This window comes from Arthrobacter sp. SlRoot2-15 (assembly GCF_059739345.1).
Genome location: NZ_AP046058.1, coordinates 1526862 through 1542911 on the forward strand (window position 1 = coordinate 1526862; position 16050 = coordinate 1542911).

The following is a 16050-nucleotide window of genomic DNA, read 5'->3' on the forward strand; positions in this document are numbered from 1 at the left end:
TTGGGAGGTCCGGATGAGGGTGCGCATGGAGTTGTTTGCCAAGATCCGCAGAGACGCCCGCGTGGAGGGCTTGTCCATCCGTGGGCTGGCGAAGCGGTATCAGGTCGGCAGGGACACAGTCCGGCAGGCTTTGTTGGATCCTGTCCCGCCCGCGCGGAAGACGCCGGAGAGGTCATCGCCGCGGCTGGATGCCTTCAAACCGGCGATCGACGCCATGCTGACCGAGGACACGACGGCGCCGCGGAAGCAGCGCCATACCGCCCGCAGGATCCTGGCCCGGCTCCTCGAGGAGCACGGAGCTGAGGAACTTTCGTATTCGACCGTGCGGGACTATGTCCGGATCCGCCGTACCCAGATCGATGTTGAAGCCGGCCGCCGGGTGGAGGTATTTGTCCCGCAGGAACATGCCCCCGGCGCTGAGGCCGAAGTGGATTTCGGTGAAGTCTGGGTCGTCCTGGACGGTGTGAAGACGAAATGTCATATGTTCGTTTTCCGTCTTTCACACTCGGGCAAGGCCATCCACCGGATATACCCGACCCAGGCCCAAGAAGCTTTCCTGGAGGGACACCTTGAAGCGTTCCAGGTCTTGGGCGGCATCCCGACAAAGCACATCCGCTATGACAACCTCACCAGCGCGGTGACCGCGGTGGTGTTCGGGCAGGGCCGGCAGCGCCTGGAGAATGACCGGTGGTTGTTGTTCCGCTCGCACTACGGCGTCGATGCCTTCTACTGCCAGCCCGGGATAGACGGAGCCCACGAAAAAGGCGGGGTCGAAGGAGAGGTTGGCTGGTTCCGGCGGAACAGACTCTCGCCCATGCCCGTCACGGATTCCCTGGACGAGCTCAACGACCGGATCCGGGCCTGGGAAGCCAAGGACGATGCCCGACGGATCATGGACAGGATCCGCACCATCGGCCAGGACTTCGCCGCCGAACGGCCGTTCCTGGCACCCTTGCCGGGGGAGGTCTTTGATCCGGGCCTGACGCTCACGCCGCGGGTAGACAGGTCCTCGCTGATCACGGTGCGGATGGTGAAGTATTCCGTACCGGCACGGTTCATCGGCCGGAAAGTCCGGGTGTCCTTGCGGGCGTCCGAGGTCGTGGTGTTCGACGGCCGGGCCGTTGCAGCCAGGCATCAGCGGATCGTTGCCAAACACGGGCAGTCCGTCCAACTGGATCACTACCTCGAGGTCCTCAAAACCAAACCGGGCGCGCTGCCCGGTTCCACGGCCCTGGCACGGGCGCGGGAGTCCGGGGCGTTTACCAGCGCCCATGAGGCGTTCTGGGCTGCCTCCCGCAGGGTCAACGGCGACGCCGACGGGACCCGTGAACTTATCGACGTCCTGCTGCTCCACCGCTCCATGGACCCCGGAGACATCCAGGCAGGAATCACTGCGGCGCTGCGAGTGGGTGCTGTCAGCGCCGACGTCGTCGCGGTCGAGGCCCGCAGATACGCAACGATTTCTTCCGTGGGTGGGTCCGGTTCGGACCGTCATCCCGGTGCTCATGTTGAAGTGAATGTGCAACGGGTTGTCAGTCTTACCCAGCGCCGTCTCATGGACCCCGCCGCGGTCATCGCCGGGCTCCCTCAGGACACGCGGCCCCTGCCATCGGTCAGCGCCTATGACGAGCTGCTGGTCAAACGCATCGAACACCCCGCTGGAACCGCGTTGAAGGAGAACATCTCATGAGCCCCAGCGTCCCGGGAACAAGCATTACTCCGACTCTGCGGCGGAGGCGCGGTCTGACCGAGCAGGCAGCGGTCGCTGCCGTGGACCAGGCGTGCCGCCGGCTCCGGCTGCCCACGATCCGGGCCGTCCTGGACGAAGCCCTTAGCGTCGCCGGAAAGGAACAACTCTCCTACCAGGGATTCCTGGCCGAATTGCTGCTCGCCGAGTGCGACGACCGGGACCGGCGCTCTTCGATTCGGCGCGTCAAAGCAGCTGGATTCCCGCGCGACAAATGGCTCGGGGACTTCGACTTCGACGCAAATCCGAACATTAACCCCGCCACCATCCACACCCTCGGAACGGGGGAGTGGATCCGCAAGGGATCACCTCTGTGCCTCATCGGCGATTCCGGGACCGGGAAATCCCACCTGCTCATCGGGCTCGGCACCGCCGCGGCCGAGAAGGGCTACCGGGTCAAATACACCCTCGCCACCCGGCTCGTGAACGAACTCGTCGAAGCCTCCGACGAGAAAGTCCTCGCCAAGACTATCGCCCGCTACGGCCGTGTGGACCTGCTCTGCATCGATGAACTCGGCTACATGGAACTGGACCGCCGCGGCGCAGAATTCCTCTTCCAGGTCCTCACCGAGAGGGAGGAGAAGAACTCCATCGCCGTCGCCTCCAATGAATCCTTTTCCGGTTGGACGAAGACCTTTACCGACCCGCGGCTGTGCGCAGCGATCGTGGACAGGCTGACGTTCAACGGGGCCATCATCGAAACCGGATCAGACTCCTACCGACTCGCCCACAGCATTGCGCGCAATCCTGTCGGCTGACGACATGCCCATTTACATTCCTGCGTCGATTCGGCCGGCACGGAACTACCGCATCCCGTTTGCGCGGTCATGGCAGGTCTGCCGGAAGCGATCGTAGTATCTGCAGGATTCCGGCAAACTGAGTCAAAGTACCGGCATTCCAAGGGAAAATCTTCCAAGTCTTTCTCCTCGAGAAGGGATGACGTGGCAGTTAGCGCTGGCTTGTCATCTTCGCCACCCCCCCGGTAATTTATCCGCTGGTCACGGAATCGGCTTCATAGTGGAGTAACTTGAGGAACATGTTGACCGGATTCAAGAATTTCATCCTGAAGGGCAACGTCGTAGACCTTGCCGTCGCCGTCGTGATTGGTGCCGCTTTCGGCGCCGTGGTCACGGCCCTAGTCCAAAGTGTTCTCATGCCGTTCATTGCGGCTCTGGTCGGATCGCCCAATTTCGACAGTTTCGCCGTCGTGACCCTGAACGGAAACGACATCAAATTCGGTGTCCTGCTCACCGCCATCGTCAATTTCCTGCTCGTGGCTGCAGCCATCTACTTCGTCGTTGTTGTCCCGATGAACCATATGATCGAACGCCGCAACCGGCGCCTGGGCATCAACCCGGATGTCAAGGAAGAAGCAGCGGAGGATCCGCAGATTGCTTTGCTCACCGAAATTCGTGACTCCCTGCAGCAGGACCGCCGCTAGTAGCCAACGAGGAAAGGCCGGCCTCCAGAGGCTGGCCGTTCTTTCGGGGTAGGGCAAATTGAATGTCCGGCGCCCCAGCGCCGTCCGGGCTTATCGTGATGCAGGTGCGCAGCGTCTGTGCACATTAATTGCCGGATATTGATGTTTTGGTGAGTGCACTGCGATAGCGTATCCGGCAGGAGCGCGGGGAAATATCCCGGCGTCCGTGCATGCCCCATTCCTGCTTCGCAGGATCCGCGGCGGGTGTGCTGTTGTTCCGTATCGATGAAAGGACATGTACATGGCTGTTTCTATTGAATTGGGCAAGGCACTCGATAAGGCCTACGAGAACTCGACTCTCGACGAAGTTCTGGCCGCGCCGCCCTCGGCCCTTGCCGGGCTGACGGAAAAGCACGATGAACTGCTCGCCGGCATGGGCATCAAGACCATCCGCGACTTGGGGAGCAACAAGTTCTTCGCCACAGCCGGTGTGCTCGTGGCGCTGGCGGGCAAAGTCGGATAACCCGCCGTTGCCGGCCGCCGACGCGCCATGAGAAGGTCCGACCGGCCCGAGCCGGTCGGACCTTTTTCGTTTCCTTGATTGCCGGGACTCGTCCGAATTTCATTGGCTCTGGTCTGCCAGTCTGGGGCAGAGGAACATTGGCCGCCCTGGGCACGCTGGCTCCTCTGTCCTCGGGCAGCGGAGCCAGCGCGGGAATCGGCATGACTCGATTGCCGTGAGGCCTGCCCCCAAAACTTTGGTTGCCCGGGCCTCTTCCACCGTCAGACTAACCGGGCCCGCGCCGGCAGACAACAGAAGACCGCCACCTGACACCGATTTCATCACGGCGCACGGCCGGTCACAGATTCCGCACAACGTCGCCAGCCTCACCGCTTCGGAACGCAGCAAACGTGTTGAGAACTGCGACAAAACGAGCCATCATCGGATCGTTGTCAGTCGGCTATTTTGATTTACTTTCGCCTTCTCCCCTCGCCGAAGTTAGTCAGCCGCAACTGGCAGGAGAGCAGATTCCGGCTCAGCATGACGCTGCGGCGTGCGGAACTGCAACCGGACCGTACCTGGAATTTGCAGTCTTCGATACCGAGAGCTGGCCGCCCCGCCGGACGCCAAGTGTCTCGTTGATTCCGATCCCGATTCCGACCAGGATCCCGCGGCCATCGAGTCGCTCATCAGCTGGGGTTGCCGGGCCAGGCCGGTCCTGATTCGGGCCGTCTCAGTGGTCCTGAATCGGGTTGACATACTCACCCCGGCCGCCCTGGTATTGGTCGAACATCGCTGGCAGCTTACGTAGTGGTACGAAAGACCAGGTACTAGCATTTTTCGTACAACCAGGAGGCAGTGATGGCGATAACAGCAACTGAAGCCCGCCGCGGCCTTGTCCGTCTCATCGAGCGGGTCAACCTCGACCGCACCGAGGTTGAGATCGTGTCAAAGCGCGGATCCGCGGTTTTGATGTCGAAGGATGCGTACGACGCTTTGGTGGAAACAAGCTACCTGCTGAGTTCGCCCACGAATGCCCGCCGCCTGGTGTCGGCTCTGCAATCTGCCCGCGGAGCCGACACCGTCACACACGAGCCTTCGAGCTCCCCGTAGCATGGACTGCCTATTGCTCCATGGCCTTGTCTAGCATCTTCGTAATTGCCTTGAGTATTTCAGGGTCCACCGGACCACTCAGAGCCCTCACTGCGGAATCGCGTAACCCGGAGAGTCTCTTGATCCGCACTTGCGGAAGCACTGCCTCCAAGTCTGAAGGAAGTTCTGTGTCCTCGTGGAGCAAGTACTCCGGGTAAACATCAAATATCTTGGCAAGAACGAACAGACACTTATCCGGGACGACCTGATCCTTGCCTTCCTTGAGCAGGGACCATCTGGTGCGGGAGATGTAGTAGCCGAGCTTATCGGCTCGCTCGTGGATCGCCGGGTATTCGTACGGCTGCCCTATGGCGTCCGTTCTCATGTCCAGAAGCAGGTTGACCTTCCGGGCCAGCCATTGAGCTCGCCAGAGTTTCTCTTCTCGAGTGAGCTTTCGTTTGACGGTCGGGCGGACGGTCGAGGCTGTGTCGTTCGCCGCCACGGATAGCTGCCCCTCTCGGGGCTCGTTACGGAGCTCATCGAGGTCGATGGCGTCGAGATGAGCCTCGATAATTGGAGCCAGGTACTCTATGCCGGTGGTGTTGAGGGTTTCCAAAATCTCCTTCAGTTTCACTGCCCGCCCCATATCGAGCTTGACGGTGAACGAGTGGCGTGGGCCCTTAGAAGGCCGGCCCCGGCCTTTGGCGATGCGTTCCATTCCGCCGATTAAACATGTCTTTTACGAATCCAATTGGGCTAGGTTCGTACATACGAGGCATGACGTAGGCAGGTGTGAATATGGTTTCCTCATAAACCAACACTCTCGCTGTGGGATATCTCACAAAGAAATTCGAACGGCTACGTGCATCGTCGCCGCGTTCGATGCCCGACATTGAAACTTGAAACACCGGCGCGTGCGGACCCGCCCCGTTCCAACAGAAGTTCTACCTCTCGTATGCGGGACCTTCGTACTGACGATCCATATCGGTGACCCGGTTGGAGAGTCTCGCAGCGTCTATCTCCCTCTGCATCTCCAGATTCCGGCCCTTCCACTGCTCATAGCTGGGCCCGCTGTACTGACCGAGAGAGTCGCTGTCGCGGCGCTGGTGCGCAGCGAACTCCCTGTGTGCGTATTCCTCGGCCAGGTCCATGAGCGTTGCGCCGTCCCTGAGCCTCGTAGTCCTGAGGAACTTCACCAGCACATGAGACTGAGCTCCGAGGATCTCCCGGCGCATGTCGTCATAGCTCGGCGGACTCGGGTTGCCGTCCAACTTCTGCTGGATACGCTCGCGCAGGGCTAGGAGGCCCTGAGCGGCAGCCCGATAAGCCTGTTCGGCCGCCGCCGCCCGCCGTTCCCGCTCCTGAGCCGCGAGCAGGACGTCTGCGACCTCCTGGCGGGCATCTGCCCGAGCCTCGACCATCGCATCCTGTTTCGCCCTGCGCCTGAGCCGGGGCACCTCTTCGAGTCGCGCATCAACTTTCTGTCTGTCGTCACTCAGGGACTTGGCGGCCTCGCTGAGCTTGGCCTTTTCCGCGCGCACCTCCCGGCGTTCCTCCCAAAGCTTATCGGTGTCACGCTTGGCGACAGCGAGGGTGGCCCGCGCCTTGTCCGCCGTACGGGCATACTCGGCACTGGAGGTCCGCTTGGTCGACCGGTCAGTGACCATGCGCTGAGGGTCGTACCCCGCTGCTTCGAGGGCGTCACACAGCTCCTTGCGCTGCTTCACGAAATGCCCCGGCCCGCGGAAGAAGTCCTTCTGTGAGAGCCGGCCATCGTCGGTTACCGGTACAACCGACAGCTGCAGGTGAGGACTGGATTCATCCAAATCGAGGGACCCGCAGACGATGTTCTCCTGGCCGAATTCCTTGCATGCCCATTCCAGCTGGGCGTACATAAATCGCTGCGCCTCGTCGTTGAGTCCATCGCTGCGCCAGTCGGGACAGTGCGCGTCGAACCACCGCGGGTCGATCTGGAGCATGATGCCACGCATGACGACGGCATCTTTGCGAAGGGGCTTCTTGACCTGCGCCAGTCGACTGTCCCGGTAGTCGGCAAACTCCGCGCTGGGCGGCCTGGTCCTTCCCGCTGGGTCCTTCGTAACGACCGGCACACGAAAGCCGCCCTCACCGTCGTTGACGAAGGTGATATTCATCTTCGACCGGGCCAGGTCGATGTTGGGATTCCGATGGCCGAAGTTGAACCCCGCGGCCAGATCCGGCCCCCTACCGAGATGACGATCACGGGCCACCGCATGGGAGCCAGCGGCCTTGACCTTGGCCTCCGGAGAGGCGTCGTAAGTGACAGTCCAACTCACAGTGACCACCTCCGCTTCGCTCCGATGAAGCCTCCGGCGGCGCTCCCGCGGGGACTCCGTTTCTGAAGTCCGCTGCCCCTCCGCTCATGGGCCCCTGCACCCATAACCGGAGCCTCTGCACCGCACTTCAGAAACGGAAGAGCCGGAAGCGTAGCCCCATACACCTTTACTCTTCGTTCCAAGGTTCCCGAGGCCCTCCGGGGGCCGCTGCGCGGAGCTTCCTCGGCGCTGGGCGCCTCGACCAACCGATCCGTCAGCGCTCCACCGGAGCCCTGACGAATCGCAACGTGCTGGCCGCCGAAAGCGCTCATCGCGCACCTCCCGCGACCAGCAGCCCGCCGTTCGCGCGGAGCCGCGCGACCTTCCGATCAAGCTCGGCCCGGTGCGCTTCGACGCGCTGCCGACGGTCGTCCTCGGTGAGCACCGTGCAGGAGTCCGCATGCCTCCCGTAGGAGCCAGCGGGGCGCGGCGTGCAGGTGCACATCGCCGCCATACGCTGCTCCACCTGCCAGCGCTCGATCTCCTTCTGCCGCTTCTTGGCCGCAACCTCGGCCGCACGCTGCTCTGCCTCCTCAGCGGCTGCGGCAGCAGCCTGCCTGCGCCGTTCGCTCTCCTCGGCAGCGGCGACCTCGATAGCAGCCTTCTGCGCGAGGTACGCGGCCAGCTCGGATTCCGGGATCAGCTCGATCACGTCCCGGTTGTTTTCCATCAGGATCGACACGGCGAGGAAGCGGGCCGCGTCCTGAGCACCCTTCACCACCGCGACCGGAGCCATTTCGTGCGTCGTCGTGATCTCGCCGAGCGGCTCGCCTTCGCGATTCAGCACCGGCTCGATCCGGCGCGCGGCATTCACCGTGACCCTGCGGATGCTCACGAGCATCTCGGCGCGGATCATCGGGTAATCCTCATGATCGTTGCCGGTCAGCTGCAGCGACTCCGGGATCGAAACTTCGACCGCCCACCCAATGCGGCGCAGGAACTCGTCGATGTCCACCGGCGGGAAGCGCTTCGCACCCTGGGCGTTGAACGCCAGCACGTCGCTGGGCTTGCGCGCCTTCATCGTGAGTCCGAGCGACTGCGGCGTCTCGGTGCTCGACATCATGATCAGCCGCGGAGCGACCACCTGCCCGCTGCGGGTATGCCGCTTGTACGGCTCCGTGGCGCGGTGATTGTCCGTGTACCGCAACGTCTCGTCGTACGTCGGCGTGATGTCGAAGCGGGCATCATCGTGATGAGTGATCTTCGCATCCCCGACAGCTTCCAGCGCGTTGCGCCCCGGAGGCTGCACGTACGGCCAGTCACAACCAGCCAAAGCCACCAGCGCCTGAGTCTGCGCGGCGACCTCATCAGCAAGGATGCCCTTGCCCGACCCCTTCGGGCCGCAGATCGCCAGCACCGACTTGTGCCACGTCGTACCGAGGCCCTCGGCGACCAGAACGCTACGCTTCTGCTCGTACCGCGAGCGGAGCAGCTCCAACCGCGGCAGATCATCGGCGAACGCGTCTCGGTCAGCGGCCTCTGCCGCATCCAGCGTCATCCCGTCCATCACCGCGCGCCGAAGCTTCCGCTTCCTGGCAGCGAGGCTCTTTCCGCCCTCGGCAGCTGACACGCGCCCGGCCATGTGCGCGTCCAGTTCGACGCTGAAATCGAAGTTCGCCACGATGCGCCCGCGCCCGTACTGGTACTTGCCCGGATTGCCGTCCTGCTTGTTGTCCGTTAAGTACGTGCGCTCGGTCTGGTGCACTCCCGGAATCGCATCTGCCCGCCGCGACTCGTGAGGCAGGTACTCACAGAGGTCGAAGAACGCCTTCGACGCAGCACCGGAGCCTTCGTGCTTGTCCCCGCCCTCCTGGGCCACGACCTCCTTCGGCCACCGCACGCGAGCACTCGGTACCTCCAGTGCGTTCGAGACCGTGCGGGTCTTTGGGCGCTTCTCCTTGAACCACAGCACGAGGTGCCAGTGCAGGCCCTTGAGACCAATGCACCGGCAGTCCACACTGCCCTCGTCCACTTCCACGAGCCGATCGAACGGGTGAGCGGTGAAGGCCGACCACATCTCACCGAACTGCTCTTCGAGGAGGGCAAGACCGTCTTCCAGCTGCTCCTGGCTGTACATCGGCTCACCCGTCTCCGGGTGGTTCGCGTACTGCATCACCGAGAACACCCGCGAGAGCGTCTGAGCACGCTTCACCTGATCCGGGGTCTCGGAGGCCTTCTGTTCCTCGAAGAAGGCGCGGGCAGCCTCGATGTGGTCAGGCGACGAAGGCACTTCGAAGGGCTCCACATCGTCGCTGGGATCAGCTCCCGGCACCTCGAACGCGGAGTAGTCAACGGGGGTATCCGTTGGAGGAGATGGCGTATCCGTTTCTGAAACGGATACGCGCGAACCCAAGGAGTCGCGCGTGCACACAGGCTCCTGGCCTGCGGAAACGTCGTTCTCGGGGGTGTGTTCGTCGGTCGTGTATCCGATATCCGTTTTCTGAGCGGGAGAAAATCCCGGCTCACACAGCATGTTTTGGCTGTTCGGAGCGACGACGGGCAGCCCGCCTGCGGCGGGTGCCAGGCCAGGCCCTCCGGGCGGAGTCAGGCCGGTGGGAGCGATGCTGCGGATGCGGGAGGTGGTGCTCACTAGGCACCACCGCGCTTGCCGTAGCGCTTAATGACAGCCTGATGCGTAACGCCAAGCGCGTCGCCGATCTTGGCCCAGGTCACGCCGTCGGCGCGGGCGTCGGCGACGGCCATCTCCACGGCCTCTTCGAGGACGGACCGGAGCACGCCGAGGTCGTAGAGACGCGCTTCGGCGTCGGCAAGGGAGGGATCACCCTGACGCCAGCGGAAGCCGTCGACGTGTTGGAATGCGGCAGTGTTGGCGGTCATCAGACACCGCCCATCACGGAGGCCACCACGGCGCGCTGGTGCGGGGTGAGGGGTATGCGGGCGAGGCGCTCACCGGCCAGGCGGCCAGCGGCGCGCGCGGCGGCGATGACGGGATCAAGGTCGTCGACCTTTTCAATGGCGACCGAGTCCTGGTCATGACCAGAACGGTGCGGCGCGAATGCGCGGGAAGCGTCGATAACGACAGACATCACGAAAGTCCTCACGGAGGAGCCTTCCGCTCCACTCCCGACAACGAGGGCGGACTGTTCCCCGTTGCGATGGACTACTTATCAGTTCAACCGGTGGTTACGGTCTCCCTGAGCCTCGGTCTGTCGCCACCCGAGACACCATTAGCGAGGTGGAAACCCGGTGGCGAACCGGGCTGACGCCAACCTCTAGCGTTTATATGCAAGCATTGTCACACGACTTGACTTGCCATTGCAACGACGTGGTGAGTCAGCCGCGGCGCGGCTCTATCCGAATGAGGTCCGGGTCGAACTTCACGTGCCCCGGCTCGACCGGCTCAATGGTCACGGTCACCAGCTCGTCCACGAGCAACCGACGACGGTCCATGTCCAACGCCTCCCACTTCCGCGCGACGGCCTCGTGTCGCTGCGCGGTGCCGACCGGATCGTCGATGCCGGCCAGGAGGTCCGCGGTCGGCGACAGCGTGCTATCCAGCAGTTCTGCATCGATCTCAGTGATTCGCGCCTGGGCCAGCCCGAGCCCCTCGGTGATGTTCTTGACGGGCTGACGCACGTCAGCGAGAAGCGGGGTCAGCTCCTCGATGCGCTCGACCAGGGCCTTGCGCTCAGACAGCAGGGCCTCCCGGTCGATGGCCCTGTCCTCCTGTGGTGCGACGAGGTCGTGCACATCCAACGCCGAAAGCCGGGTGAGCACGGCTTCAACCACCATCGCATCGACGGCATCGCGCTGTCGCGATAGGTGGAAGTGCTCGCCGCACTTGTATGTGCCGAATCCCCGGCTGTTGTTCCCGGAAACAAGCGTCGCCCCGCACTTGCCGCACAGGCCGACAGACGACAGCAGGTACTTCGGGGCGTTGCCTTGCCTCGCGGCCCGGCGTTCGTTGTCCTCCAGCTTCGTTACCGCTGACCTCCACGTCTGCTCGCTGACGATGGGCGGGAACGCTTCGCCCTGGACCGGGAACAGCTCGCCGGTCGAGTACTTCTTGATGTAGCCGGCGTAGAGCGGGTTCGCCAGTAGATAGCGCACCGCGTCGATGGAGAACACGGAGTTGCGGGCCGTTCGGTGCCCCGCGGCGTTGAGATCTTCCCGGATGCGGCGGATGGACAGCGACGGTTCACCGAGGAAGGCATCGAAGGCTCTCCGGACCGCGGCGGCCTGCACGGGGATGATGTCGCCCTCCTTCGTCCAGCCGAATGGCGTCCAGGCCGAGGCGGGGATCCCTTCAGCTCGCCGCCGGGCATTCGACCGGAGCTGACGCTCGGATTTTCGACGGGTCTCGAACCGCGCCATGATTGTCAGGAACCCGGCGCGCATCTCGCCGTCCGCCGTTGAGAGATCGATCTCTCCGTCCACCGTCGCGACGTTGACGCCGGTGTCCATCAGGGTGTTCATGTCCCGTGTCGAGCGCAGCAGTCGGTCGATGTCCACGGCGACGACGAGTTCGAACCGTCCTGCCTCGGCGTCGTGGAGCATCCGTGCCCAGTCCGACTTGGGCCCACGGGGCTTTGAGGCCGAGACATCGTTGTCTTCGTACCACTCCACGATCTGCCAGTCACGGGCGCTGGACAACTCCGCGATTTTTCGGCGCTGTGTCTCAACGCCCCACCGCTCGCCCGTGGCGTCCATCGAGATCCGTACGTACGCGGCTACAGTCTTCATGCCCCAACGTTACAACCCCAATATGTGCTACGAGAACCCGCTCTACATGGCGGAGGATGCCGGCGCGGCAGACCTGATCGCCGGCGGCCGGCTGCAGCTGGGCATCAGTAGGGGGTCACCCGAGCAGGTCATCGAGGGCTGGCGCCACTTTGGCTTCGCTCCCGCCGAGGGCGAATCCGACGCCGACATGGGCCGCCGGCACACCGAGCGCCTGCTCGAGGTGCTCACTGGTGAGGGATTCGCGGCGCCGAATCCGCGCCCGATGTTTCCGAACCCGCCCGGTCTGCTGCGCGTGGAGCCGCACTCGGAGGGTCTGCGCGAGCGCATCTGGTGGGGTTCCGGCTCGAACGCCACTGCCGTCTGGGCGGCAAAGCTCGGCATGAACCTGCAGAGCTCCACGCTCAAAGACGACGAGAGCGGCAAGCCGTTCCACATCCAGCAGGCGGAGCAGATCGCGCTCTACCGGCAGGCCTGGAAGGAAGCCGGGCACGAGCGGGAACCGCGCGTCTCAGTCAGCCGCAGCATCTTTGCACTCACGGACGAGCGCGATTGGCATTACTTTGGCCGGGACCGCCGCAGTTCGGACCAGGTGGGCAACATCGACGAGAAGACCCGTGCAATTTTCGGCCGCTCCTACGCGGGTGCACCGGACGAACTGGCCGCCAAGCTGGCCGAAGACGAGGCGATCGCGGCCGCAGACACGCTGCTGCTCACTGTCCCGAACCAGCTTGGTGTCGACTACAACGCCCACGTGATCGAATCCATACTCCAGCACGTGGCGCCGCAGCTCGGCTGGCGCTGACCGGCGCGGACGGCGGGGACTACTTCCCGAAGTCGGCGCCCCGGCTCACGCTTCACGCTGTAAACGAAAAAACCCCGCAGATCCCATAAACACTGGGAACTGCGGGGTTCTAGCTGGTGGCTCCGACCGGCGTCGATCCGGTGACCTTTCGATTTTCAGTCGAACGCTCTACCAACTGAGCTACAGAGCCTTGGTGACGTGTCACCTTGACGGCCGGAATTTCTCCTGGCAATCAGAGCGACCCTGACGGGACTTGAACCCGCGACCTCCGCCGTGACAGGGCGGCGCGCTAACCAACTGCGCTACAGGGCCTTGCTTTTACTACTGTTTCTTGCTGTTTGCGGTATCGCTACTGCAATTTTTCAAGGCCTTTAGCCTACCAGACTTTTTCATCCGGCCCGACCAGTTCCTTGCGTACCCCCAACGGGATTCGAACCCGTGCCGCCGCCGTGAAAGGGCGGTGTCCTAGGCCGCTAGACGATGGGGGCCAGGACGCCATCCGGCAAAACCCACTGGATCAAGGGCAAAAAACAAGGGCCGAAGCCTTCCGTTTTGCGCCCTTCGGGTTCCTCCGAACTGGACCTATAAAACTATAGGGCCAACTTCCGGAAACTCCAAAATCGGCCCCACGACCCGGGAATACGCAGCCGGCGGGGTCTGGACAAGGCCGGTACCGCTGTGCGGATGATGGGCAGATGGACGCCGCCGCTGCCCTCAACGAGATCGCCTTTTGGCTCGAACGCGAGCGTGCCACGACGTTCAAAGTCCAGGCGTTCCGCAAGGCGGCCGATCTGATCGCCGGCCTCTCGCCCGAGGAACTGGCCGCGCGGAGGCGGGACGGCCGGCTCAAGCGTATGAAGGGGATCGGCGACCGGACGTTCGAGGTGATCGCCCAGGCCGTCGACGGCGGGATTCCCGACTACCTCGCGGGCCTGCGCGAACGCGGCGCCGCGCCGCTCGCCGAGGGCGGCCGCGAGCTGCTGGCGGAGCTCCGCGGGGACCTGCACACGCACAGCAACTGGTCCGACGGCGGGTCCCCGGTGGAGGCCATGGTGGATGCTGCCCGGATGCTGGGCCGCGAGTACCTGGCCCTGACCGACCACTCGCCCACGCTGCGGATCGCGAACGGGCTGAGCGCCGAACGCCTGAGTGAACAGCTGGACCTGGTCGCAGCGATCGACGCAGGCCGCCCGGGGGTCCGCCTGCTCGCCGGCATCGAGGTGGACATCCTCGAGGACGGGACGCTGGACCAGGCCCCGGAGCTGCTGGACCGCCTGGACATCGTGGTGGCGAGCGTGCACTCGAAGCTCCGCTCGGACAGCCGCACCATGACCCGGCGGATGCTGGCCGGAATCGAGGACCCGCACACCCGGGTGCTGGGCCACTGCACCGGCCGGCTCCTGAACGGCTCGCGGGGGACGCGGCCGCCGTCGGAGTTCGACGCGAAGCGGGTGTTCGAGGCCTGCGCGGACCACGACGTCGCCGTCGAGATCAACGCCCGGCCGGAGCGCCAGGACCCGCCGGATGAACTGATCCAACTGGCGCTCGACGCCGGCTGCCTCTTCAGCATCGATAGCGACGCGCACGCCCCGGGCCAGCTGGACTTTCTGCAGTACGGCGCGGAGCGGGCCGCCCGGAACAACGTGCCTGCGGAGCGAATCATCACCACCTGGCCCGTGGACCGGCTCCTGGAATGGTCCCGGCGCGGCAAGTAGACGCGGCGACGAGGTATGGCCAGACGCCAGGGAATAACGGCCGCGACGCTCAGGCCAGCAGCAACACGGCCAGGGTCACCATCACGACGGCGATTCCGGCGTCGAGCACGCGCCAGGCAGCCCGGCGCCGGAACAGGTCGGTCAGGAACCGAGCCCCCGCGCCGAGCGCGGTGAACCACGCCACGCTGCCCAGGCCCGCCCCGGCGGCGAACCACCACCGCCCGGACTCGCCCTGGGCAGCGGCGAGCGACCCGAGCAGCAGCACGGTGTCCAAGTAGACGTGCGGGTTGAGCCAGGTGAAGGCCAGGCAGGTGGCCAGCACGGCCGCCCGGCTGCCGGCCGGTTTGCCCAGGGTCTGGTCCAGCTGCTGCCCGCGGACCGCGCGCCAGGCTGCGAGCGCCCCGTAGGCGAGCAGGAAAGCGGCCCCGGCCCAGCGGATCACCACGAGGGCGGCCGGCGCCCGGTCCAGCAGGACGCCGATGCCCGCGACGCCCAGCAGGATCAGCAGCAGGTCCGATACGGCGCAGACGGCCACCACCATGGCGACGTGCGAGCGCTGAATGCCCTGGCGCAGCACGAAGGCGTTCTGCGCGCCGATGGCAACGATGAGGGACAGCCCGGCGGAGAGGCCGGAAAACAGGGGGAAGATCACTGTTCCACGGTAGGTGCCGCATCCAGATGAAACCAGTTAAACTTCCTGCGCATACGTAAGATGGGCTAATGATCGACATCTCGCCCGAGCAGGCCCGGACGCTGGCGGCCATCATCACGCATGGCAGCTTCGACGCGGCGGCAGCCCACTTGTCCGTGACACCCTCGGCCATCAGCCAGCGGATCCGCGCCGTCGAGGCAGCCGTCGGCCGGCCGGTGCTGACCCGGGCCCGGCCGCCGGGGCTCACGGAGTCAGGCCAGGCCGTGGTGCGGTTCGCCCGGCAGCTGGAGTTGCTCTCCGCGGACCTCGCCGAGGAACTGGAGCCGGCGGAACCCCACGGGCGGACCCGCCTGACCCTGGTGATCAACAGCGATTCACTGCACACCTGGGCCTTGCCCGGCCTGGCGGCAGTTGGGGACAGCATCCAGCTGGAGATCCTCCGCGAGGACCAGGAGCACTCGCTGGACCTCCTCCGCGCCGGCGCCGCGGCCGCCGCGATCACGGCGACGGCGGCGCCGGTTCCGGGGTGTTCGTCGCGCAGGCTGGGGGTTATGCGTTACCTGCCGGTCTGCGCGCCGGAGTTTTCCCGCCGCTGGTTTGAATCCGGCGTCACGGCGGCGGCGTTGGCCCGCGCCCCCGTGCTGGTCTACGACCGCAAGGACGATCTGCAGGACCGCTGGCTGCGCCGGTTCAGCCGTTCAGCCCTCCAGCCGCCGCGGCACTACGTCCCGGCCGCCCAGGAGTTCGGTGACGCCATCCGCTGGGGCATGGGGTGGGGCCTGATGCCCGAGATCGAGATCGGCGAGGACCTCCGGGCCGGGGCACTGGAGCTCCTCGGTCCCGGCAGCCCCGTGGACATCACCCTGCACTGGCAGCAGTGGCGGCGGGGTTCGACGGCGCTGGGAGAGGTGGCGGACGCCGTCCAGGCGGCCGCGCGCGTCCTCCGGTGAGGCCGGCCGGACCGCAGCCCGAACCGCTGGCCGGACCACTGCCGGGAACATTGGCAGGAAACCGACTAGACCTGACCGATTTCCGCCAGCCGCAGGCCCGCCGCTCGGGCTA

The 16050-nt window shown here is 64.8% G+C and carries 15 protein-coding genes and 3 tRNA genes; 8 read left to right on the plus strand and 10 right to left on the minus strand.

Annotated elements, in window-relative coordinates; genetic code table 11:
* The first annotated feature begins 13 nt into the window (after positions 1-13).
* The 5 genes from istA (at position 14) to AC6I9V_RS06945 (ending at position 4782) form a co-directional block, all read left to right on the plus strand.
* Complete coding sequence (gene istA, locus AC6I9V_RS06925) at positions 14-1690, plus strand: IS21 family transposase (RefSeq protein WP_497898509.1); 1677 nt, start codon at positions 14-16, stop codon at positions 1688-1690.
* Positions 1687-2505 carry an IS21-like element helper ATPase IstB gene (istB, locus tag AC6I9V_RS06930; RefSeq protein ID WP_497898510.1) on the plus strand — a complete coding sequence of 273 codons (819 nt, stop codon included), beginning with the start codon at positions 1687-1689 and terminating at the stop codon, positions 2503-2505. The genes istA and istB overlap by 4 nt, the downstream gene beginning before the upstream one ends.
* A 278-nt stretch (positions 2506-2783) precedes the next feature.
* Complete coding sequence (gene mscL, locus AC6I9V_RS06935; RefSeq protein ID WP_306971928.1) at positions 2784-3188, plus strand: large conductance mechanosensitive channel protein MscL; 405 nt, start codon at positions 2784-2786, stop codon at positions 3186-3188.
* A 280-nt stretch (positions 3189-3468) separates the two neighbouring features.
* On the plus strand, positions 3469-3690 hold the full coding sequence (locus AC6I9V_RS06940; RefSeq protein ID WP_237429419.1) for a hypothetical protein: 222 nt from the start codon (positions 3469-3471) through the stop codon (positions 3688-3690).
* An 840-nt stretch (positions 3691-4530) separates the two neighbouring features.
* Positions 4531-4782: a type II toxin-antitoxin system Phd/YefM family antitoxin gene (locus AC6I9V_RS06945; protein WP_497898836.1), complete on the plus strand. Its 252-nt coding sequence runs from the start codon at positions 4531-4533 to the stop codon at positions 4780-4782.
* A 10-nt stretch (positions 4783-4792) separates the two neighbouring features.
* Here AC6I9V_RS06945 and AC6I9V_RS06950 read toward each other — a convergent pair whose 3' ends face one another.
* The 6 genes from AC6I9V_RS06950 to AC6I9V_RS06975 all read right to left on the minus strand — a co-directional run bounded on the left by AC6I9V_RS06950 (position 4793) and on the right by AC6I9V_RS06975 (position 11819).
* Positions 4793-5479 carry a hypothetical protein gene (locus AC6I9V_RS06950; protein WP_497898837.1) on the minus strand — a complete coding sequence of 229 codons (687 nt, stop codon included), beginning with the start codon at positions 5477-5479 and terminating at the stop codon, positions 4793-4795.
* 226 nt (positions 5480-5705) lie between these two features.
* Entirely contained in the window at positions 5706-7076 is a 1371-nt protein-coding gene (locus AC6I9V_RS06955) for a plasmid recombination protein (protein ID WP_497898838.1), read from the minus strand.
* Between the two features lie 307 nt (positions 7077-7383).
* Complete coding sequence (locus AC6I9V_RS06960; protein ID WP_497898839.1) at positions 7384-9705, minus strand: hypothetical protein; 2322 nt, start codon at positions 9703-9705, stop codon at positions 7384-7386.
* Complete coding sequence (locus AC6I9V_RS06965; protein WP_497898840.1) at positions 9705-9953, minus strand: hypothetical protein; 249 nt, start codon at positions 9951-9953, stop codon at positions 9705-9707. The genes AC6I9V_RS06960 and AC6I9V_RS06965 overlap by 1 nt, the downstream gene beginning before the upstream one ends.
* On the minus strand, positions 9953-10162 hold the full coding sequence (locus AC6I9V_RS06970) for a hypothetical protein (RefSeq protein WP_497898841.1): 210 nt from the start codon (positions 10160-10162) through the stop codon (positions 9953-9955). The genes AC6I9V_RS06965 and AC6I9V_RS06970 overlap by 1 nt, the downstream gene beginning before the upstream one ends.
* A 247-nt stretch (positions 10163-10409) precedes the next feature.
* Entirely contained in the window at positions 10410-11819 is a 1410-nt protein-coding gene (locus AC6I9V_RS06975) for a recombinase family protein (protein ID WP_497898842.1), read from the minus strand.
* On the opposite strand from AC6I9V_RS06975, the gene AC6I9V_RS06980 reads away from it, so the two are divergent.
* Positions 11818-12621: an LLM class flavin-dependent oxidoreductase gene (locus AC6I9V_RS06980; protein WP_497898843.1), complete on the plus strand. Its 804-nt coding sequence runs from the start codon at positions 11818-11820 to the stop codon at positions 12619-12621. The two genes, AC6I9V_RS06975 and AC6I9V_RS06980, sit on opposite strands and share 2 nt — an antisense overlap.
* Positions 12622-12735: 114 nt before the next feature.
* Here the strand turns inward: AC6I9V_RS06980 and AC6I9V_RS06985 are convergent.
* The 3 genes from AC6I9V_RS06985 to AC6I9V_RS06995 all read right to left on the minus strand — a co-directional run bounded on the left by AC6I9V_RS06985 (position 12736) and on the right by AC6I9V_RS06995 (position 13109).
* A tRNA-Phe gene (locus AC6I9V_RS06985) sits at positions 12736-12811 on the minus strand.
* Positions 12812-12859: 48 nt separating this feature from the next.
* A tRNA-Asp gene (locus tag AC6I9V_RS06990) sits at positions 12860-12933 on the minus strand.
* A 103-nt stretch (positions 12934-13036) separates the two neighbouring features.
* A tRNA-Glu gene (locus AC6I9V_RS06995) sits at positions 13037-13109 on the minus strand.
* Between the two features lie 207 nt (positions 13110-13316).
* Here AC6I9V_RS06995 and AC6I9V_RS07000 point away from each other — a divergent pair.
* Positions 13317-14336 (plus strand): PHP domain-containing protein, encoded by a 1020-nt coding sequence (locus AC6I9V_RS07000; protein ID WP_497898844.1) that lies wholly within the window; start codon positions 13317-13319, stop codon positions 14334-14336.
* A gap of 49 nt (positions 14337-14385) precedes the next feature.
* Here the strand turns inward: AC6I9V_RS07000 and AC6I9V_RS07005 are convergent, their stop codons facing one another.
* Positions 14386-14988, minus strand: coding sequence for a LysE/ArgO family amino acid transporter (locus tag AC6I9V_RS07005; protein ID WP_497898845.1), 603 nt, complete (start codon positions 14986-14988; stop codon positions 14386-14388).
* 68 nt (positions 14989-15056) lie between these two features.
* Here AC6I9V_RS07005 and AC6I9V_RS07010 point away from each other — a divergent pair, with 68 nt between their 5' ends.
* Positions 15057-15938, plus strand: coding sequence for an ArgP/LysG family DNA-binding transcriptional regulator (locus AC6I9V_RS07010; protein ID WP_497898846.1), 882 nt, complete (start codon positions 15057-15059; stop codon positions 15936-15938).
* The last annotated feature ends 112 nt before the right edge of the window (positions 15939-16050 follow it).

Coding starts and splice junctions, on each gene's coding strand:
- istA (WP_497898509.1), top strand. CDS start 14: ATGAGGGTGCGCATGGAGTTGTTTGCCAAGATCCGCAGAGACGCCCGC.
- istB (WP_497898510.1), top strand. CDS start 1,687: ATGAGCCCCAGCGTCCCGGGAACAAGCATTACTCCGACTCTGCGGCGG.
- mscL (WP_306971928.1), top strand. CDS start 2,784: ATGTTGACCGGATTCAAGAATTTCATCCTGAAGGGCAACGTCGTAGAC.
- AC6I9V_RS06940 (WP_237429419.1), top strand. CDS start 3,469: ATGGCTGTTTCTATTGAATTGGGCAAGGCACTCGATAAGGCCTACGAG.
- AC6I9V_RS06945 (WP_497898836.1), top strand. CDS start 4,531: ATGGCGATAACAGCAACTGAAGCCCGCCGCGGCCTTGTCCGTCTCATC.
- AC6I9V_RS06950 (WP_497898837.1), bottom strand. CDS start 5,479: ATGGAACGCATCGCCAAAGGCCGGGGCCGGCCTTCTAAGGGCCCACGC.
- AC6I9V_RS06965 (WP_497898840.1), bottom strand. CDS start 9,953: ATGACCGCCAACACTGCCGCATTCCAACACGTCGACGGCTTCCGCTGG.
- AC6I9V_RS06970 (WP_497898841.1), bottom strand. CDS start 10,162: ATGTCTGTCGTTATCGACGCTTCCCGCGCATTCGCGCCGCACCGTTCT.
- AC6I9V_RS06980 (WP_497898843.1), top strand. CDS start 11,818: ATGCCCCAACGTTACAACCCCAATATGTGCTACGAGAACCCGCTCTAC.
- AC6I9V_RS06975 (WP_497898842.1), bottom strand. CDS start 11,819: ATGAAGACTGTAGCCGCGTACGTACGGATCTCGATGGACGCCACGGGC.
- AC6I9V_RS07000 (WP_497898844.1), top strand. CDS start 13,317: ATGGACGCCGCCGCTGCCCTCAACGAGATCGCCTTTTGGCTCGAACGC.
- AC6I9V_RS07010 (WP_497898846.1), top strand. CDS start 15,057: ATGATCGACATCTCGCCCGAGCAGGCCCGGACGCTGGCGGCCATCATC.